18 protein-coding genes, 2 rRNA genes and 1 riboswitch (1 of these 21 only partly in view) are annotated in these 20621 nt (G+C 40.8%); of the genes, 18 read left to right on the top strand and 2 right to left on the bottom strand.

The annotated features are described in order from the left end of the window. The 15 genes from BG04_RS12860 to purD form a co-directional block, all read left to right on the top strand. Positions 1 to 1714, top strand: a 23S ribosomal RNA gene (locus tag BG04_RS12860) (it extends 1222 nt beyond the left edge of the window). Positions 1715 to 1776: 62 nt separating this feature from the next. Further along, positions 1777 to 1892, top strand: a 5S ribosomal RNA gene (gene rrf / locus BG04_RS12865). 166 nt (positions 1893 to 2058) lie between these two features. After that, positions 2059 to 2259, top strand: a complete 201-nt coding sequence (locus tag BG04_RS12870; RefSeq protein ID WP_014461942.1) for an NETI motif-containing protein — start codon at positions 2059 to 2061, stop codon at positions 2257 to 2259. An 84-nt stretch (positions 2260 to 2343) separates the two neighbouring features. Continuing rightward, positions 2344 to 2445: riboswitch (purine riboswitch) on the top strand. A gap of 129 nt (positions 2446 to 2574) precedes the next feature. Continuing rightward, the gene (purE, locus tag BG04_RS12875) at positions 2575 to 3063 is read left to right on the top strand and encodes a 5-(carboxyamino)imidazole ribonucleotide mutase (protein ID WP_034654672.1); all 489 of its coding nucleotides are present in this window, start codon (positions 2575 to 2577) and stop codon (positions 3061 to 3063) included. Then, positions 3056 to 4201 carry a 5-(carboxyamino)imidazole ribonucleotide synthase gene (gene purK / locus BG04_RS12880; RefSeq protein WP_013081438.1) on the top strand — a complete coding sequence of 382 codons (1146 nt, stop codon included), beginning with the start codon at positions 3056 to 3058 and terminating at the stop codon, positions 4199 to 4201. The genes purE and purK overlap by 8 nt, the downstream gene beginning before the upstream one ends. Beyond that, positions 4198 to 5490 carry an adenylosuccinate lyase gene (gene purB / locus BG04_RS12885; RefSeq protein ID WP_034654674.1) on the top strand — a complete coding sequence of 431 codons (1293 nt, stop codon included), beginning with the start codon at positions 4198 to 4200 and terminating at the stop codon, positions 5488 to 5490. Before purK ends, purB begins: the two co-directional genes overlap by 4 nt. 74 nt (positions 5491 to 5564) lie before the next feature. Further along, positions 5565 to 6272, top strand: coding sequence for a phosphoribosylaminoimidazolesuccinocarboxamide synthase (gene purC / locus BG04_RS12890; RefSeq protein WP_013055037.1), 708 nt, complete (start codon positions 5565 to 5567; stop codon positions 6270 to 6272). Positions 6273 to 6279: 7 nt separating this feature from the next. After that, on the top strand, positions 6280 to 6531 hold the full coding sequence (gene purS / locus BG04_RS12895) for a phosphoribosylformylglycinamidine synthase subunit PurS (RefSeq protein ID WP_013055038.1): 252 nt from the start codon (positions 6280 to 6282) through the stop codon (positions 6529 to 6531). After that, positions 6528 to 7214, top strand: a complete 687-nt coding sequence (gene purQ / locus BG04_RS12900; protein WP_034654677.1) for a phosphoribosylformylglycinamidine synthase subunit PurQ — start codon at positions 6528 to 6530, stop codon at positions 7212 to 7214. The genes purS and purQ overlap by 4 nt, the downstream gene beginning before the upstream one ends. Further along, positions 7198 to 9429, top strand: a complete 2232-nt coding sequence (purL, locus tag BG04_RS12905) for a phosphoribosylformylglycinamidine synthase subunit PurL (RefSeq protein WP_028410200.1) — start codon at positions 7198 to 7200, stop codon at positions 9427 to 9429. The genes purQ and purL overlap by 17 nt, the downstream gene beginning before the upstream one ends. Continuing rightward, on the top strand, positions 9405 to 10820 hold the full coding sequence (purF, locus tag BG04_RS12910; RefSeq protein WP_013055041.1) for an amidophosphoribosyltransferase: 1416 nt from the start codon (positions 9405 to 9407) through the stop codon (positions 10818 to 10820). Before purL ends, purF begins: the two co-directional genes overlap by 25 nt. Positions 10821 to 10846: 26 nt before the next feature. Continuing rightward, on the top strand, positions 10847 to 11884 hold the full coding sequence (gene purM, locus BG04_RS12915) for a phosphoribosylformylglycinamidine cyclo-ligase (protein ID WP_013081441.1): 1038 nt from the start codon (positions 10847 to 10849) through the stop codon (positions 11882 to 11884). Beyond that, positions 11881 to 12459, top strand: a complete 579-nt coding sequence (gene purN, locus BG04_RS12920) for a phosphoribosylglycinamide formyltransferase (protein ID WP_014461934.1) — start codon at positions 11881 to 11883, stop codon at positions 12457 to 12459. Before purM ends, purN begins: the two co-directional genes overlap by 4 nt. Before the next feature lie 103 nt (positions 12460 to 12562). Next, positions 12563 to 14101 (top strand): bifunctional phosphoribosylaminoimidazolecarboxamide formyltransferase/IMP cyclohydrolase, encoded by a 1539-nt coding sequence (purH, locus tag BG04_RS12925; RefSeq protein WP_025752921.1) that lies wholly within the window; start codon positions 12563 to 12565, stop codon positions 14099 to 14101. Between the two features lie 13 nt (positions 14102 to 14114). Continuing rightward, positions 14115 to 15389, top strand: a complete 1275-nt coding sequence (gene purD, locus BG04_RS12930; RefSeq protein WP_034654678.1) for a phosphoribosylamine--glycine ligase — start codon at positions 14115 to 14117, stop codon at positions 15387 to 15389. Between the two features lie 30 nt (positions 15390 to 15419). On the opposite strand, the gene BG04_RS12935 is transcribed toward purD, so the two are convergent. Next, positions 15420 to 15677, bottom strand: coding sequence for a YgaP family membrane protein (locus tag BG04_RS12935; protein ID WP_016762773.1), 258 nt, complete (start codon positions 15675 to 15677; stop codon positions 15420 to 15422). A gap of 102 nt (positions 15678 to 15779) precedes the next feature. Between BG04_RS12935 and BG04_RS12940 the strand changes: the two genes are divergently transcribed. After that, positions 15780 to 17528: an adenine deaminase C-terminal domain-containing protein gene (locus BG04_RS12940; protein WP_034654679.1), complete on the top strand. Its 1749-nt coding sequence runs from the start codon at positions 15780 to 15782 to the stop codon at positions 17526 to 17528. Between the two features lie 147 nt (positions 17529 to 17675). Further along, positions 17676 to 17981, top strand: coding sequence for a YerC/YecD family TrpR-related protein (locus tag BG04_RS12945; protein ID WP_013081447.1), 306 nt, complete (start codon positions 17676 to 17678; stop codon positions 17979 to 17981). Between the two features lie 37 nt (positions 17982 to 18018). On the opposite strand, the gene BG04_RS12950 is transcribed toward BG04_RS12945, so the two are convergent. Further along, positions 18019 to 19401 (bottom strand): glycine--tRNA ligase, encoded by a 1383-nt coding sequence (locus BG04_RS12950; protein WP_013055049.1) that lies wholly within the window; start codon positions 19399 to 19401, stop codon positions 18019 to 18021. Positions 19402 to 19914: 513 nt separating this feature from the next. On the opposite strand from BG04_RS12950, the gene pcrB reads away from it, so the two are divergent. Beyond that, positions 19915 to 20613, top strand: coding sequence for a heptaprenylglyceryl phosphate synthase (pcrB, locus tag BG04_RS12955; RefSeq protein WP_016762776.1), 699 nt, complete (start codon positions 19915 to 19917; stop codon positions 20611 to 20613). The last annotated feature ends 8 nt before the right edge of the window (positions 20614 to 20621 follow it).

Raw genomic sequence — 20621 nt, forward strand, 5'->3', positions numbered from 1 at the left:
ATGTCAGTGGTAGGAGAGCGTTCTAAGTGCAGCGAAGTCAGACCGTAAGGACTGGTGGAGCGCTTAGAAGTGAGAATGCCGGTATGAGTAGCGAAAGACAAGTGAGAATCTTGTCCACCGAATGCCTAAGGTTTCCTGAGGAAGGCTCGTCCGCTCAGGGTTAGTCGGGACCTAAGCCGAGGCTGAAAAGCGTAGGCGATGGCCAACAGGTTGATATTCCTGTACCACCTCCCCGCCGTTTGAGTAATGGGGGGACGCAGTAGGATAGGGTAAGCGCGCTGCTGGATATGCGCGTTCAAGCAGTTAGGCTGATGAGTAGGCAAATCCGCTCATCATGAAAGCTGAGCTGTGATGACGAGGGAATTATAGTACCGAAGTTCCTGATTCCACACTGCCAAGAAAAGCCTCTAGCGAGGCGGGAGGTGCCCGTACCGCAAACCGACACAGGTAGGCGAGGAGAGAATCCTAAGGTGATCGAGAGAACTCTCGTTAAGGAACTCGGCAAAATGACCCCGTAACTTCGGGAGAAGGGGTGCTCTGGTAGGGTGTATAGCCCGAGAGAGCCGCAGTGAATAGGCCCAGGCGACTGTTTAGCAAAAACACAGGTCTCTGCGAAGCCGCAAGGCGAAGTATAGGGGCTGACGCCTGCCCGGTGCTGGAAGGTTAAGAGGAGGGGTTATCCTTTGGGAGAAGCTCTGAATCGAAGCCCCAGTAAACGGCGGCCGTAACTATAACGGTCCTAAGGTAGCGAAATTCCTTGTCGGGTAAGTTCCGACCCGCACGAAAGGCGTAACGATCTGGGCACTGTCTCAACGAGAGACTCGGTGAAATTATAGTACCTGTGAAGATGCAGGTTACCCGCGACAGGACGGAAAGACCCCGTGGAGCTTTACTGTAGCCTGATATTGAATTTTGGTACAGCTTGTACAGGATAGGTAGGAGCCTGAGAAGCCGGAGCGCTAGCTTCGGTGGAGGCGTCGGTGGGATACTACCCTGGCTGTATTGAAATTCTAACCCGCGGCCCTGATCGGGCCGGGAGACAGTGTCAGGTGGGCAGTTTGACTGGGGCGGTCGCCTCCTAAAATGTAACGGAGGCGCCCAAAGGTTCCCTCAGAATGGTTGGAAATCATTCGTAGAGTGTAAAGGCACAAGGGAGCTTGACTGCGAGACCTACAAGTCGAGCAGGGACGAAAGTCGGGCTTAGTGATCCGGTGGTTCCGCATGGAAGGGCCATCGCTCAACGGATAAAAGCTACCCCGGGGATAACAGGCTTATCTCCCCCAAGAGTCCACATCGACGGGGAGGTTTGGCACCTCGATGTCGGCTCATCGCATCCTGGGGCTGTAGTCGGTCCCAAGGGTTGGGCTGTTCGCCCATTAAAGCGGTACGCGAGCTGGGTTCAGAACGTCGTGAGACAGTTCGGTCCCTATCCGTCGTGGGCGTAGGAAATTTGAGAGGAGCTGTCCTTAGTACGAGAGGACCGGGATGGACACACCGCTGGTGTACCAGTTGTCTTGCCAAAGGCATCGCTGGGTAGCTATGTGTGGACGGGATAAGTGCTGAAAGCATCTAAGCATGAAGCCCCCCTCAAGATGAGATTTCCCATAGCGCAAGCTAGTAAGATCCCTGAAAGATGATCAGGTTGATAGGTCAGAGGTGGAAGCGTGGCGACATGTGTAGCTGACTGATACTAATCGATCGAGGACTTAACCAAACTTTAAAAGCGTAAGCTTTACTCAGCGAACTGTTATCTAGTTTTGAGAGAGCAATCTCTTGTCTGGTGGCGATAGCGAAGAGGTCACACCCGTTCCCATACCGAACACGGAAGTTAAGCTCTTTAGCGCCAATGGTAGTTGGGACTTTGTCCCTGTGAGAGTAGGACGTTGCCAGGCAAATAAAAAGACTAGTCATTCAATGACTAGTCTTTTTTGTTTCTAAAAATTACAGCGTGAATTTAACTTTTAAATTATGTTACACTATAGTGGATTCATTTAATTTTTTATTATAAAAGTTCTTTTTGACGTTGTAAGAAACTTCTTTCAAACTGGAGGCTGCATTTTGGGTAAGAAATCAAAAAAAGTACTATACGAATTACAAGAAAATGAAACAATCGCAAGTTGTTTAGATCGGATGAAAAAAGATGGGTATATGCCCGTTCGACGCATGGAAAAGCCTATCTTTGAAGAAAAAGAAATAAATGGTAAAAAAGAGTATGTTCCGGTAAAGCAACAGATTGTTTTCGAAGGGAAAAGTCTCTAAATACGAACATTTTAATGATAAAAATAGTAAATATTCGATTTTTAGGTTGACTTTTTTCCGGTTTGGCTGTTATTATTAAGTTGTCAATTGAGATATCCGAAACCTCATATAATAGTGGGAATATGGCCCACGAGTTTCTACCCGATGACCGTAAATCATTGGACTATGAGGAGAGTACAATTACTAAATAGGTAAACATGATTCCTTTTCAAAAGGAATGTTGATACATGAAACCTAGGGTAGTTGTGGCTTTCCTTTAGTGAGCCATAACTTTACCCTAGGTTTTTTTATAACGTGAAAAAGGAGCTTTTATTCATGAATGTAAAAGTTGCTGTTGTAATGGGCAGTCAGTCAGACTGGAGCACTATGAAATATGCGTGTGACATTTTAGATGAATTAAATATTGAATATGAAAAGAAAGTTGTATCAGCACATCGAACGCCGGATTATATGTTTGAGTACGCTGAAACTGCTAAAGAACGAGGGATTAAAGTTATGATTGCTGGCGCTGGTGGCGCTGCTCACTTACCTGGTATGATTGCTGCAAAAACAATTTTACCTGTAATAGGTGTACCGGTTAAATCAAGTAACTTAAACGGTTTAGATTCACTTTTATCGATTGTTCAAATGCCAGGCGGCGTACCGGTAGCTACAGTAGCTATTGGAAAAGCTGGTTCTACGAACGCTGGCCTGCTAGCAGCACAAATCTTAGCAACACAGGATCCAATGTTAAGTGATCAACTTGAAAATCGTAGAGAGTCTATTAAATCATCCGTGTTAGAAAGTAGTGATCAACTTGTCTAATTTACTTATACCTCCTGGTAAAACAATTGGAATCGTAGGCGGTGGACAGCTAGGAAGAATGATTGCACTATCTGCTAAAGAAATGGGTTATTACATTGCAGTGCTTGAACCAACAGAAGATTCTCCTTGCGGTCAAGTAGCAGATATTAAAGTCATTGGCAACTATGATGATAGAAAAGCGGTTGAACAGCTTGCTGAAGTGTCAGATGTCATCACCTATGAATTTGAAAACGTTGATGTTGAGATGATGAAATGGCTAGAAACAAAATGCTACGTGCCACAAGGCAGTCATTTACTAGCCGTTACACAAAATCGTCGTTTAGAAAAAGAAATGATTACAAAGCTTAATCTAGACGTTCCTGATTACGCAATCGTTACGACTGAAGAAGAACTTTTAAAAGCTGTCGAAACAATTGGTTATCCATGTGTCGTAAAAACTTGCCGAGGCGGATATGACGGTAAAGGGCAAGTTCTAGTGAAAAATGAGAATAATATTCGTGAAGCAGCTGAGCTATTAGCACAGTCGGAATGCATTGTAGAACAGTGGATGAACTTAGATAAAGAAGTATCAGTTATTGTACACCGCAATGCAAAAGGCGAAACGGTATGTTTACCAGTAGCTGAGAACATTCATAAGCATCATATTTTGCACCAAACGATTGTTCCGGCACGTATTACAGCAGACCAAGAAGCGAAAGCTCTTCAATATGCGCAAGAAATAGCAAAAGGATTAGATTTAGTTGGCACATTAGCAGTTGAGATGTTCCTAACTGAAGAAGGTCAGCTTTATATAAATGAAATGGCACCTAGACCTCATAATTCAGGTCATTATTCAATCAATGCTTGTGATCTTTCTCAATTTCAGCAGCATGTAAGAGCCATTTGTAACTGGACCCTAGCACAACCGACTTTATTAAAACCTGCTGTTATGGTTAACCTATTAGGGGAACATATTGAGAACACAATGGCAAAAATCGAATGTTTAGATGATATGCACTTGCATTTGTACGGAAAAAAAGTTGCAAAAGAGAAGAGAAAAATGGGACATATCACGGTATTAGCTGATAAGATAGATGAGGCGATAGAAAAAGCCGAATCTCTAGGAATTTGGGAAAGAACGGAGGAAGTAACAACATGATTGAACGTTATACAAGACCAGAAATGGCAGCTATTTGGACAGAAGAAAATAAATTTAAAGCTTGGTTAGAAGTTGAAATTCTAGCTTGCGAAGCATGGTCAGAATTAGGACATATTCCGAAAGAAGATGTAAAGTTAATTCGTCAAAATGCATCTTTTGATATTAACCGCATCAATGAAATTGAACTAGAAACGCGTCATGACGTAGTAGCTTTCACTCGTGCAGTATCTGAAACGCTTGGTGAAGAGCGCAAGTGGGTACACTACGGTTTGACTTCAACTGACGTAGTTGATACAGCTCTATCTTATTTATTAAAGCAAGCTAATGAAATCTTGCTAAGTGACTTAGAGCGCTTTGTAGAAGTACTAAAGGAAAAAGCTCAAGAACATAAGTATACGGTTATGATGGGACGCACGCACGGTGTACACGCTGAGCCAACGACATTTGGTTTGAAAATGGGATTATGGTACGAAGAAATGAAGCGTAACCTAGAGCGTTTAAAACGTGCTGCAGCTGAAGTGGAATTCGGTAAAATGTCAGGAGCAGTTGGAACGTTCGCTAACATCGATCCTTTCGTTGAAAAATACGTATGTGAGAAATTAGGAATTTCACCAGCACCAATCTCTACGCAAACATTACAGCGTGACCGTCATGCACACTATATGTCAGTACTAGCGTTAATTGCGACATCTATTGAGAAATTTGCAGTAGAAGTTCGCGGTCTTCAAAAGAGTGAAACACGTGAGGTTGAAGAGTACTTTGCAAAAGGTCAAAAAGGTTCATCTGCAATGCCTCATAAACGTAACCCAATCGGTTCTGAGAACGTAACGGGACTTGCTCGCTTAATTCGCGGCTATATGGTTACAGCTTATGATAATGTACCGCTTTGGCATGAGCGTGACATCTCTCATTCATCGGCAGAGCGTGTCATCTTACCTGATGCAACGATTGCTTTAAATTACATGTTAAATCGTTTTGCAAACATTGTTAAAAACTTAACAGTATTCCCTGACAACATGAAGCGCAACATGGATCGTACACTAGGATTAATTTACTCACAGCGTGTACTGTTAACACTAATCAATAAAGGCATGGTACGCGAAGAAGCATACGACTTAGTACAGCCAAAAGCAATGGAAGCATGGGAAACGCAAGTTCCTTTCCGTTCTTTAATTGAAGGCGAAGAGCGCATTACTCGCCACTTATCACCAGAAGAGATTGAAGATTGCTTCGATCATAAGCACCATTTAAAAAATGTAGATATGATTTTTGAACGTTTAGGTCTTTAATAAAAAAGGCAAGGCACGTCCTTGCCTTTATCTAAGAAAGTGTATCTGAATATTCTGTATGTAGAGGTGACAGCATGGAAAAGCAAGAGTTACTTTATGAAGGAAAAGCGAAAAAAATTTACGCTACTGATGAGCAAGATGTATTGTGGGTTGCTTATAAAAATGAAGCTACAGCATTCAACGGTCAGAAAAAAGCGGAGATTAGCGGAAAAGCACAGTTGAACAATCAAATTAGTAGTTTACTATTTTCAATGTTACATGAGCAAGGGATTACAACTCACTTTGTGAAGCAGCTTTCAGATCATGAACAAGCGGTTAAGAAAGTAGAAATTGTCCCGCTTGAAGTTGTTGTACGAAATGCTACAGCAGGAAGCCTTGCGAAGCGAATTGGCGTAGAAGAAGGTATTCGTTTTGAACAGCCAATCGTTGAACTTTACTACAAAGATGATGCGCTTGGTGATCCATTAATTCTTGCAGAACATGCGATTTTCCTTAAAGCTGCAACTCAAGAAGAGATTGATAGTTTAAAGGCACAAGCACTTCAAATCAACGAAATATTATCGAAATTTTTCAAAGATAAAGATATTTTCTTAGTGGATTTTAAATTAGAATTCGGCCGTACTTCTCAAGGCGACATTATTTTAGCGGATGAAATTTCACCTGACACTTGCCGCTTCTGGGATGTTCATACGAACGAAAAATTAGATAAAGATGTATTCCGCAGAGATTTAGGCGGTTTAACAGAAGCATACGAAAAAATCTTACAGCGAATCGGAGGATAACCCAACCATGTATAAAGTAAAAGTATTTGTCACATTAAGAGAAAGTGTATTAGACCCTCAAGGAGTAGCCGTTAAAAATTCATTGCACCGTATGTCTTATGAAGAAGTAGAAGAAGTACGCATCGGTAAATTTTTAGAGCTAACAATCGACAGCACAGATTCATTAGATGAACGCGTAAAAGAAATGTGTGAAAAGCTTTTAGTTAATACAGTAATTGAAGATTACCGTTACGAGGTTGAGGAGGTTGTCGTACAGTGAAATTTGCTGTAATTGTTTTTCCAGGATCAAACTGTGACGTCGATATGTATCATGCTATCAAAGATGAGCTTGGTGAAGAAGTAGATTACGTTTGGCACGATACAGAATCATTAGATCAATATGATGGTATCTTGCTTCCAGGTGGTTTCTCATATGGAGATTACCTTCGTTCAGGTGCTATCGCTCGTTTCTCAAATGTAATGGACGCTGTAAAAAAAGCAGCAAGCCAAGGAAAGCCAGTACTAGGTGTATGTAATGGATTCCAAATTTTATTAGAAGCAGGATTACTGCCAGGTGCTATGCGCCGTAATGAAAACTTAAAATTCATCTGTAAAACAGTGAATTTGAAAGTAGCTAATAACGAAACAATGTTTACAAATGCTTATGGCAAAGATGAAGTAATTGCTATTCCAGTGGCACACGGTGAAGGCAACTACTATTGTGATGAACACACGTTACAAAAATTGATTGAAAACAACCAGATTCTTTTCCAATACGCAGGTGATAATCCAAACGGAAGTCTTCAAGATATTGCAGGGATTACGAACCAAACAGGCAACGTATTAGGAATGATGCCTCACCCAGAAAGAGCGGTAAGCGATCTTTTAGGAAGCGCGGACGGACTTAAATTATTTCAATCAATCGTAAAGCAGTGGAGGGAACAAAATGTCGTTACTTCTTGAACCAAATGTAGAGCAAATTAAAGAACAAAAGTTATATCGAGACATGGGATTAACAGACGAAGAGTTTGCGAATGTAGAGCAACTGCTTGGTCGTACTCCTAATTATACAGAAACAGGCTTATTCTCTGTTATGTGGTCAGAGCACTGCAGTTATAAAAACTCTAAGCCTGTACTGAAAAAATTCCCTATCACGGGTGAAAAAGTATTACAAGGTCCTGGTGAAGGAGCTGGTATCGTTGATATTGGTGACAACCAAGCCGTTGTATTTAAAATCGAAAGTCATAACCATCCATCAGCGATTGAACCTTATCAAGGAGCAGCAACTGGTGTAGGTGGTATCATTCGTGACGTCTTTTCAATGGGAGCAAGACCGATTGCACTTTTAAACTCTTTGCGTTTTGGTGAATTAACATCTCCAAAGGTTCGTCATTTGTTTGAGGAAGTAGTAGCGGGAATCGCAGGTTACGGTAACTGTGTAGGAATCCCAACAGTAGGCGGAGAAATTCAGTTTGAAGCTTCATATGAAGGAAATCCGCTTGTTAACGCTATGTGTGTGGGTTTAATTAATCACGAAGACATTCAAAAAGGTCAAGCTAAAGGCGTTGGCAACACGGTTATGTACGTAGGAGCAAAAACAGGCCGCGACGGCATCCACGGCGCAACATTTGCTTCTGAAGAACTATCTGATCAGTCAGATGAAAAACGTCCTGCTGTACAAGTAGGAGATCCATTTATGGAAAAACTTCTTCTTGAAGCTTGCTTAGAACTTATCAAGTGTGACGCTTTAGTCGGTATTCAAGATATGGGTGCTGCGGGCTTAACAAGTTCTTCAGCAGAGATGGCAAGTAAAGCGGGTTCTGGTATTGAAATGAACCTTGATCTTGTACCTCAGCGTGAAACAGGTATGACACCATATGAAATGATGCTTTCAGAATCTCAAGAGCGCATGCTTATCGTTGTTGAAAAAGGCCGTGAAAATGAAATCGTAGAAATCGTAGAAAAATACGGATTAGAAGCTGTTTCAGTTGGTCATGTAACCGACGATAAGCGCCTTCGTTTAACTCATAACGGAGAAGTAGTAGCAGATGTTCCTGTAGATGCATTAGCAGAAGATGCACCGGTATACCACAAGCCATCTCAAGAACCAGCATACTATCGTGAGTTCCAAGAGCAGTCAGCATATGCTCCTACTGTTGAAAATCACAGTGATATGTTAGTAACACTTTTAAAACAGCCTACTATTGCAAACAAAGAGTGGGTTTACAACCAATATGACTATCAAGTACGTACAAACACAGTTGTATCTCCTGGATCTGATGCGGCGGTTGTTCGTGTACGTGATACAAATAAAGCATTAGCGATGACAACAGACTGTAACTCTCGCTATTTATACCTAGACCCAGAAGTAGGCGGCCGTATTGCAGTAGCAGAAGCTGCTCGTAACCTTGTATGTTCAGGTGCCCAGCCTCTTGCAATTACAGACTGCTTAAACTTCGGTAACCCTGAAAAACCAGAAATCTTCTGGCAAATTGAAAAAGCAACAGACGGTATGAGCGACGCTTGCCGTGAGCTATCAACTCCGGTTATCGGCGGTAACGTATCTCTTTACAATGAAACAAAAGGTGAAGCAATTTACCCAACTCCTGTTATCGGAATGGTTGGTTTGATCGACGATCTCAACCATATTACAACTCAATATGCGAAGCAAAAAGATGACTTAATCTATGTGATTGGTAAAGCTGAAGCAGAATTCGCAGGTACTGAGCTTCAAAAAGTACTAGAAAACGGTACGGTATTTGGGCATTCACCTAAATTAGATTTAGCAGTTGAAAAAACACGTCAAGATCAGCTTCTTCAAGCAATTCGTGAAGGCGCAGTTCAATCTGCTCACGATATTGCAGAAGGAGGATTCGCGGTAGCCCTAGCTGAAAAAGTGATGAACGGCAGCGGATTAGGTGTGGACGTAACGGTAGACGGCGAAGCAACAGCAGAGCTATTCAGTGAAACACAATCACGTTTTATCGTAACGGTTTCTCCAGAGAATAAAGAAAAATTCGAAATGCTTGTACAAGATGTAACATTAGTAGGACGCGTAACAGAAGACGCAACATTAACTGTTAAACATCAAGAAAATGTTCTTGTTCAATTATCAGTTGAAGAATTAACTACTGCTTGGAAAGGAGCGCTTCCATGCTTGCTGAAATCAAAGGCTTAAACGAAGAATGTGGCGTATTCGGTGTATGGGGACATGAAAATGCAAGCCAGATTGCTTATTACGGTTTGCATAGCTTGCAGCACCGCGGACAAGAAGGCGCTGGTATTGCTGTAACAGACGGAGAAAAAGTGACAGTAATGAAAGGTGTCGGTCTTGTTAACGAAGTATTTGGCCACGGAGAGTTAGAGCAACTAAACGGTAAAGCAGCAATTGGACACGTTCGTTATGCAACAGCTGGAGGCGGAGGGTTTGAAAATGTTCAACCCCTTCACTTCCGCTCTCATAGCGGAAGCCTTGCGTTAGCTCATAATGGAAACTTGGTTAATGCAAATGCATTAAAGCATCAGCTGGAAAACCAAGGGAGTATTTTTCAATCAACATCGGATACAGAAGTACTTGCTCATTTAATTAAACGAAGCGGCTATGAAGATATGAAAGATAAAGTAAAAAATGCTTTATCAATGGTTAAAGGCGCATACGCATTCGTTATCTTAACAGAAGATACGATGATGGTTGCACTTGACCCTCACGGATTGCGTCCGTTATCAATTGGACGATTAGGTGATGCTTATGTAGTAGCTTCTGAAACATGTGCGTTTGATATTGTTGGAGCAGTTCATGAGCGTGATGTAGAGCCGGGTGAATTACTCATTATTAATGATGAAGGTATTCAATCAGAACGTTTCACATTAAACGTAAACCGCGCAATTTGCAGTATGGAATATATTTATTTCTCAAGACCAGACAGTAATATTGATGGAATCAATGTTCACTCTGCTCGTAAAAACCTTGGGAAACAACTTGCAGTTGAGTCACCGATTGAAGCAGACGTTGTAACAGGCGTTCCCGATTCAAGTATTTCAGCAGCGATCGGTTTTGCAGAACAGTCAGGAATTCCATACGAATTGGGTTTAATTAAGAATCGATACGTAGGCCGTACGTTCATTCAGCCTTCACAAGAATTGCGTGAACAAGGTGTAAAAATGAAGCTGTCTCCTGTACGTAAAATTGTAGAGGGTAAACGTGTTGTCATGGTAGATGACTCTATCGTTCGCGGCACAACAAGCCGTCGCATTGTTCGTATGCTTCGAGAAGCAGGAGCAACTGAAGTACATGTACGCATCAGTTCACCCCCTATCAAAAATCCATGTTTTTATGGAATTGACACGTCGTCATCCTCTGAGCTAATTGCTGCTACGCGCTCTGTTGAAGAAATTCGTGAATTGATTGAAGCTGATTCACTTGTTTTCTTAAGCAACGAAGGGTTAGTAGATGCAATCGGCAGACAGTATGAAGGCAACGGCGGACAGTGTATGGCATGTTTCACTGGAAAGTATCCAACTGAAATTTATCCAGATACTGTACACCCTCATGAAAAGGTAACTTGTTAGTTTTAACGTAAAAAAGGAGTGACAACATGTCATATTCATATAAACAAGCTGGAGTTGACTTAGAAGCAGGATATGAAGCTGTTTCACGTATTAAAAAGCACGTAGAACGCACTGCTCGTGCAGGTATTATGGGAACAGTGGGTGGCTTTGGCGGAATGTTCGATTTATCTACATTGAATTTAAAAGAGCCTGTTCTTGTTTCTGGTACAGATGGAGTAGGAACAAAATTGAAACTTGCTTTTCAAATGGATAAGCATGACACGATCGGTGTGGATGCAGTGGCCATGTGTGTAAACGACGTTTTAGCACAAGGAGCAGAGCCTCTTTACTTCTTAGATTATATTGCTTGCGGGAAAGCAGTTCCTGAAAAAATTGAATCGATTGTAAAAGGAATTGCAGACGGCTGTGAACAATCCAACTGTGCGTTAATTGGCGGAGAAACAGCTGAAATGCCAGGTTTATACGAAGAAGATGAATATGATCTTGCAGGGTTTACAGTAGGAGCAGTAGAAAAGTCAGAAATTATTACTGGAGATGAGATTAAAGCTGGACAGCTGTTGATCGGTATTTCATCTAGCGGTATCCACAGCAATGGCTACTCTCTTGTACGTAAAATCGTTGATGATCAAGGATTAAATCTTCAAGAAACTTACGCTGGTTTTAACGAAAAGCTTGGAGTTGAGTTATTAACACCAACAAAAATATACGTGAAGCCGGTCCTAAAAGCATTACATGCAGCTAAGATTGCAGGTATGGCTCATATTACTGGAGGCGGATTTGTTGAAAATATCCCTCGTATGCTTCCTGAAGGTTTAGGTGTAGAAATCGATTATGGTTCTTGGCCAATTCCATACGTGTTTGATTTCCTTGAAGAGCAAGGCAAGCTAGACCGTAAAGAAATGTTCGAAGTATTCAACATGGGAATCGGATTTGTTTTAGCTGTTGAACCTGAAGATATGAATAAAGTCATTGAAGCAATTGAAAACGAAGGCGAAAAAGCATTTGTTATCGGACGTGTCAAAGAAGGAACAGGTGTTGAATTTGCTGGAGGGACGTTTGCATGATAAATATTGCAGTGTTTGCTTCTGGAAACGGCAGTAACTTTCAATCCATCTACGAAGCAACTCAGTCAGGTCGATTAAAAGCAAATATCGCGCTTGTTGTTTGCAATAAACCCGATGCATACGTAATTGAACGAGCAAAAGCATGTGGAATACCATGCTTTGTTTGTTCGCCTAAAAACTATGAAAATAAAGAAGCGTATGAAGCAGCAATTCTTGCAGAGCTTACATCAGCTAAAGTAGAATTTCTTGTTTTAGCAGGATATATGCGATTAGTTGGTTCGACGTTGCTTAAGCCATACAAAAATCGTATTGTTAATATTCACCCGTCGCTTTTACCTGCATTTCCTGGGATTGATGCTATTGGTCAAGCTTTTGATGCAGGAGTAAAAGTGATTGGAATTACCGTGCATTTTGTAGATGAAGGCATGGATACAGGACCAATTATTGACCAGCAGGCTATTCGCATTGAAAAAGGCGATACAAGAGAAACAGTTGAGGCCCGTATTCATGAAATTGAACATCAATTTTATCCCGCGGTACTGAATGAATTATTTGAACAAGCCGCAGTTAAATAAATAGGATGGAACCTTGTCAAAAAAGTTTTAATCCTTTACTATGGTAGAGTAGTAGTGAAAGAAAGATTTTAAATGAGAGATCGGATCAGGAGGAGTTTACAAAATGACAGCAAAACGCGCGCTTATTAGCGTATCTGATAAAGAAGGTATTGTTTCATTTGCACAAGAATTAAAGGACTTAGGAGTAGAAATTATTTCAACTGGCGGTACGAAGCGTACCCTAGAAGAAAACGGCATTGACGTTATCGGAATCTCTGAAGTAACTGGTTTCCCAGAAATTTTAGACGGCCGTTTAAAAACATTGCATCCTAACGTTCACGGTGCTTTATTAGCGTTACGCGATAATGAAGAGCATCAAGCTCAAATGAAAGAGCATAATATCTCGCCAATCGACTTTGTAGTTGTAAACTTATACCCATTTAAAAAGACAATTGAAAAAGAGGATGTAACGCTTGCTGAAGCGATTGAGAATATTGACATCGGTGGACCTACAATGCTTCGTTCAGCTGCGAAAAACTATCGTTCTGTCTCAGTTGTAGTAGATCCAAGCGATTACGCAACCGTAGTAGAAGAGTTAAAAGCGGATGGCAATGTTTCATTTGAAACCAACCAACGACTAGCAGCAAAAGTATTCCGTCATACGGCAGCTTATGATGCATTAATCGCTGAATACTTAACAAACATTACAGGTGAAACAACTCCTGAGAAATTAACAGTAACGTATGAGCGTGTTCAAGGCTTACGATACGGAGAAAACCCTCACCAACAAGCTTCTTTCTATAAAAAGCCGTTAACACAAAAAGGTTCTATTGCAACAGCTACGCAGCTGCATGGAAAAGAGTTATCATACAATAATATCAACGATGCAAACGCAGCTCTTCAAATCGTAAAAGAATTCAAAGAGCCGGCTATCGTAGCGATCAAACATATGAATCCTTGCGGTGTAGGTGTGGGTGAAACAATTGCTCAAGCTTATCAAAAAGCATACGAAGCGGATCCTACATCTATCTTTGGCGGCATCGTAGCAGCTAACCGTCCTATCGACCGTGAAACGGCTATTCAGTTAAAAGAAATCTTCTTAGAAATCATCATTGCTCCTGCGTTCGATCAAGAAGCATTAGATGTATTAACAGCTAAGAAAAACCTTCGTTTACTAACGATAGAGCTTGATGAAAAAGCAGAAAAAGAAGCTTTCTTAACATCTGTAAAAGGCGGCGTGCTTGTTCAGGATGAAGATGTGTTCGGATTTGATGATGCAACGATTACTGTTCCAACGAAACGTGAGCCAACAGAAAAAGAGTGGGCAGATTTAAAATTAGCATGGAAAGTTGTTAAGAATGTTAAGTCTAATGCTATTGTACTTGCGAAAGATGACATGACAATTGGCGTCGGAGCTGGTCAAATGAATCGCGTAGGCGCTGCAAAAATTGCGATTGAACAAGCTGGTGAAAAAGCACAAGGTTCAGCTTTAGGTTCAGATGCGTTCTTCCCAATGGGCGATACAGTAGAAGCAGCAGCTAAAGCAGGAATCACAGCTATTATTCAGCCGGGCGGATCAATTCGTGATGAAGAGTCAATTGCAAAAGCAGATGAATACGGCATTGCAATGGTATTTACAGGCGTAAGACATTTTAAACATTAATGAGGTGAAGAACGTGAATGTTTTAGTTATTGGAAAAGGCGGAAGAGAGCATACAATTGCATGGAAAGCTTCAAAAAGTCCACTTGTTAACGAAGTGTTTGTAGCACCAGGAAATCCGGGCATGAGAGATGTGGCAACGATTGTACCAATCGATGAAAGCAGCCAAGAAGAGCTTGTGCAGTTTGCAAAAGAAAACAAGATTGGATTAACAATTGTTGGACCAGAAAATCCGCTAATTGAAGGCATTGTTGATCGGTTTGAACAAGAAGGTCTTCCAGTCTTTGGACCGCGTAAACAAGCAGCGATGATTGAAGGAAGCAAAAGCTTTGCAAAAGAGCTCATGAAAAAGTATGATATTCCAACCGCAGCGTATGAAACATTTACGTCTTACGAGGAAGCAAAAGCATATGTGGAAAAGCAAGGCGCTCCAATTGTTATTAAAGCAGACGGCTTAGCAGCTGGTAAAGGTGTAACTGTTGCTTTAACAGTAGAAGAAGCCGTAGATACATTACGTGATTTTCTAGTTGACCAAAAGTTTAAAGAAGCAAGTGCAAAAGTAGTTGTAGAAGAATTTTTGGATGGTGAAGAATTTTCATTAATGGCATTTGTACGCGGTACAAATGTATATCCAATGGTAATTGCACAAGATCATAAGCGTGCTTTTGACGGCGATCAAGGTCCGAACACAGGAGGCATGGGAGCTTACTCTCCTGTTCCGCAAATCAGTGATGCAGAAGTACAAGAGGCTGTAGAAAACATCTTACTTCCAATGGCTAAAGGATTAGCTGAAGAAGGCTGTGAGTATACAGGAATTCTATATGCTGGTCTGATTCAAACACAAAAAGGACCAAAAGTGATTGAATTTAATGCGCGTTTTGGAGATCCTGAAACACAGGTTGTACTGCCGCGTATGAAAAGCGATTTAGTCGATGTGCTTCTTCGCATTTTGAAAGAAGAAAAAGTAGAAATTGAATGGGATGACGAAGCGGCTATCGGAATCGTATTAGCAGCAGCAGGCTACCCAGAAGATTATCAAAAAGGTGCGCCAATTAACGGGTTGGATGCGATTAGTGAAGACGCGCTTGTTTTCCACGCTGGTACAGCTTTAGAAAACGACACATACGTTTCAAACGGGGGCCGCGTTCTATTAGTAGGTGCCAAAGGAGCAACCCTTCAAGAAGCGCAGCAAGAAGTATACAAACAAATGGCTCATATTGATGTAGAAAAAGGCTTTTTCTATCGCAAAGACATCGGCCATCGTGCATTAACAAAAGCAGCTTTAAAATAAAAAAGGAGAGCTCCGGCTCTCCTTTTTACCTTATGAAGGATTATACGTTTCTTCGTTTCCGTTTGGATGGTGTTCATGTTCATCATGTTTTTGACATGAATCATATGCGTACGTAAGGGGACAAAAACGCGTGATGCCTTCTGCAACTTTTAAAGCGCCCATTAACCCTAAGAAGATGTATGAATCTTTGTACGGTCTGCGAGATAAACGAGATGTTGTCCAAGAAAGAAGGGTAAAACCCAGCGTAAGTCGAATTAATGCGTTAACAATGCCGATATTTGGTTTCATGTTTTATCACCTTTATTCATAAAATTAATAACAGTTTCTGAATGCGTTTACATCACGGATGTGTTACGATAAAAATACATAGTAAATTAGGGGGAATTTAGCATGCCGGAACAAAGATACCGCTGGAAAAGCAAACATATTAGACAGCAGCTCTTAGTATTAAACGGTCAAAAAGCACCAACTATTGTCTTAAAAGATGCAACATATTTGAACGCTCGAATGAAGCAGTGGAAAAAAGCACATATTTGGGTCTACCAAGATCGTATTGTATACGTCGGCTCAGAGATGCCTAAGCACACGGACGCTTCTACAGAGATTATAGACTGCAGTGAGAAATATGTGGTTCCTGGGTATATTGAGCCCCATGTTCACCCGTTTCAGTTATATAATCCCCAGACTTTTTCCCAATATGCAGCCAAGCACGGAACAACGACTTTGTTTAATGATAATTTAATTCTCGCTTTACAGCTCGAACAAAAAACGGCGTTTTCATTGATTGAAGAAATGAAAACGTTACCACAATCGCTGTATTGGTGGTGCAGATTTGATTCGCAGACGGAAATTGATGAAGAGGCTGACATCTTCTCACATACAAACATTACTTCTTGGCTACAAAATGAAGCTGTCTTACAAGGAGGCGAACTGACAAGTTGGCCGAAGCTTTTAGACGGAGATGATTTAATGCTTCACTGGGTTCAAGAGACAAAACGGATGAGAAAGCACATTGAAGGACATTTCCCAGGGGCGTCAGCATTTACCTTGGCAAAAATGAAATTGCTCGGAGCAGACAGCGACCATGAGTCTATGACTGGGGAAGATGTTGTTGCTCGGTTAACACAAGGCTATGACGTTGCTTTGCGCCACTCTTCAATTCGGCCGGATTTGCCAAAATTGCTGCAGGAGTTAAAAGAGCTGCAGGTAGATTATTTTGACCATATTACGATGAATACAGACGGTTCTCCGCCTTCTTTTTACCAAAATGGCGTGTCAGATATGTTAATTACATTAGCTATTTCAGAAGGGGTTCCCGTGTTAGATGCTTATAATATGGTGTCTGTAAATATTGCTCGCTATTATAACATGGAACATTTGCACGGGCATGTAGCAACAGGCTGTGTGGCTAATATTAATATTTTAGAAGATCCTATGCGGCCTACTCCGGTCTCTGTGCTAGCAAAAGGAAAGTGGATGAAAAAAGAAGGCAAAGAACAAGCATTAGCCTCAGTAGAATTTCCTTGGGAAAAGTTTGGTTTTTCACCGTTAAAGTTGGACTTTGATTTAACGATGGACGATTTTCAATTTTCAATGCCAGTAGGCGTAAAAATGAAAAATGCTGTTATTATGGAGCCGTATTCAATTCACTTGAATGTGAGCGGAGATGTATTGGCCTCTGATCATGATGAAAGTTTTTTAGTGCTGGTGGACCGAGAAGGCAAGTGGCGGATCAATACGCTGTTAAAAGGATTTGCGACAAATGTATCGGGACTGGCGAGTTCATTTTCAAATACAGGTGATTTTATTTTAATTGGAAAATCGAAAAAAGATATGATGTGTGCATTCAAACGTATGAAAGAAATTGGAGGCGGTATTGTCATTACAGAAGATGAGAAAGTAGTATACGAACTGGTTCTTCCGTTAAAAGGAGTCATGTCAAACCTGCCGATGGAGGAGTTAAGTAAACGAGAGGTAGAACTCAAGAAAGTGCTGGGTGGGCGAGGATACAAGCACGATGATCCTGTCTATTCACTGCTGTTCTTTTCGTCTACACATTTGCCCTATATTCGTATCACGCCAGTAGGAATTTATGATGTTATGAATAAAAAAGTACTTTTTCCGTCTATAATGCGTTAAAATATAAAAGTATCAAAGGAATTTGAAATTTGTATGAAATTGGCTGTCTTCATACAGAATGAATGTATGTGCAAATAAATATAGAAACTGTATTTTATAGATAGAAACAACCAGTAAAGAAAGCCAATGATAAAGGAGTTCGATACGATGCAAATCAACAAACTACGAGGAAAAGAATTAGATCAGCTATTTCAAGCGATTTTATCATTAGAAAACCTTGAAGAATGCTATCAATTTTTTGATGACCTATGTACAGTTAATGAAATTCAATCATTAGCACAGCGCTTAGAAGTAGCAAGAATGCTGCGAGAAGGCAACACGTACCATAAAATTGAGACGGAAACTGGAGCAAGCACAGCAACTATTTCCCGTGTTAAACGCTGCTTGAATTATGGAAGCGATGCGTATCAAATGGTGTTAGAACGCCTTCAAGAAGATTCGAATCAAAAGTAAAGCGTATGGCTGAAGCAGCCATACGCTTATTTTTTAATTAAAATTGAGTTGCTTCTTCAATGATATTTTTAAGGTCGCTAATTGCTACACGTTTTTGTTCCATTGTGTCGCGGTTACGGATTGTTACTTGATTGTCTTCTAATGAATCGAAATCGAATGTAATACAGAACGGCGTACCGATTTCATCATGGCGACGGTAACGTTTACCGATTGAACCAGCATCATCATAGTCAATCATAAAGTATTTTGCTAAATCTTCAAAGACAGCGCGAGCTTCGTTAGAAAGCTTTTTAGAAAGTGGCAATACAGCAGCTTTAAATGGTGCTAAAGCAGGGTGAAGCTGCATAACTGTACGAGAAGAGCCATCTTCTAACGTTTCTTCTTCATATGCATCAATCATATAAGCTAATGTTACACGGTCAGCGCCTAAAGAAGGCTCGATGCAGTAAGGTACATAGCGTTCGTTTGTTTCTTGATCAACATATTGGAAGTCTTCTCCAGAGTGTTCCATATGCTGCTTTAAGTCATAGTCTGTACGAGAAGCTACGCCCCATAGTTCTCCCCAGCCGAATGGGAACTTGTATTCAAAGTCTGTTGTTGCATTACTGTAGTGAGAAAGTTCATCATCATCATGGTCGCGAAGACGAACATTTTCTTCTTTCATACCAAGAGAAAGAAGCCATTTATTACATGTTTCTTTCCAGTAGTTAAACCACTCTAATTCAGTGCCTGGTTTACAGAAGAATTCAAGTTCCATTTGTTCAAATTCACGCGTACGGAATGTGAAGTTACCAGGTGTAATTTCGTTACGGAAGCTTTTACCCACTTGGCCGATACCGAACGGAAGCTTTTTACGCATTGAGCGCTGAACGTTTTTAAAGTTTACGAAAATACCTTGAGCTGTTTCAGGACGAAGGTAAATTTCATTTGTTGATGTTTCAGTTACACCTTGGTGCGTTTTGAACATTAAGTTAAATTGACGAATTTCAGTGAAGTTAGCTGAACCACACTCAGGACATGTAATTTCATGTTCTTTAATTAAGTCAGCCATTGCATCAAATGAAAGGCCGTCTACGATCATTTCAATGCCTTTTTCTTGAAGTTTTTCTTCAATTAGTTTATCGGCACGATGACGGGCTTTACAATCCTTACAGTCGATCATTGGGTCATTAAAGTTTCCTAAGTGACCAGAAGCTTCCCATGTTTTTGGATTCATTAAAATCGCAGCGTCTAAACCAACGTTGTATGGAGATTCTTGAATAAATTTTTTCCACCATGCTTTTTTAATATTGTTTTTTAATTCTACGCCAAGCGGGCCGTAATCCCATGTATTTGCAAGACCGCCGTAAATTTCAGATCCTTGAAATACAAAGCCGCGGTGTTTAGCGTGAGATACGATTTGATCCATTGTTTTTGACATTCTAATTCCTCCTGTAAATGGTAGTGATTCAAGCGAAACAAAAAGAGCGGGTACAAAAAAACTCTCGTCCCTGGGCATATCAACAATATGCCCAGGGACGAGAGTTTTTCCCGCGGTTCCACCCTGGTTGATACAAAATGTATCCACCTTCGTCTGTATATACTCCAGATTGCCTTTTCCTTAAACCATTCTCTAGGCTCTCACCGTCCCTAGTTCGCTTTGTGAAGAGGATTTAAGTACTATTGATCCTTCAGCGTATTTCATATGAATTTTAGTAGCTATATATTAGCATATCCTATGCAGAGAAACAATAACCTTGTGCAAAATGGGCTTTTTTTTGTGATGTTTTCTTCCGGGATTTGAGGATAAAACCATATCTTTTCACCATATTTTTTGAAAACAAAAAACGTGATGAAAAGTTCGGTTTTCCTTTCATTTCACCCTCTTAGTTTTGTTATAATGAACAAATGGACGAGCGCGAACTTTTAAGTGTAAAGAAATGGAGGAACATATATGTATGATATTAAAGAGTGGAGACATGTCTTTAAATTAGATCCTAATAAAGAGATTTCAGATGCAGATTTAGAGAAAATTTGCGAATCCGGCACGGATGCGGTTCTTGTCGGAGGATCTGATGGAGTGACTCTAGACAATGTACTGCAGCTGTTAATGCGTATTCGCCGCTACACGGTGCCGTGTGCGCTTGAAGTATCAACAATTGACTCTGTAACACCTGGGTTTGATTCTTATTTTATTCCGACCGTTTTAAACAGCAAGGATCCAAAGTGGATTGTTGATTTACATCACGCGGCTATGAAGGAATACGGAGAGATCATGGACTGGGATGAAATTTTTGTAGAAGGATACTGCGTACTTAACCCCGAAGCAAAAGTAGCTGCGCTAACAGAAGCGAAAACAGATTTGGATGCAGAAGATGTTGTAGCGTATGCTCGTATGGCTGAACGCATGTTTCATTTGCCTGTTTTCTATCTAGAATACAGCGGAACGTATGGAGATCCTGAATTAGTGGCAGAAGTGAAAAATTCACTAAATGAGACGAAGTTATTTTACGGCGGGGGTATTGAGACAAAAGAGCAAGCGAGTGAGATGGGAGAGCTAGCCGATACGGTTATTGTAGGAAATGTTATTTACACAAATTTATCGGAAGCGTTAAAAACTGTAAAAGCAGTAAAAAAGAATATTGCACAGTGAAAAATAAA

It is taken from the genome of Priestia megaterium NBRC 15308 = ATCC 14581 (genome assembly GCF_000832985.1).
Classification (GTDB): Bacteria; Bacillota; Bacilli; order Bacillales; family Bacillaceae_H; genus Priestia; species Priestia megaterium.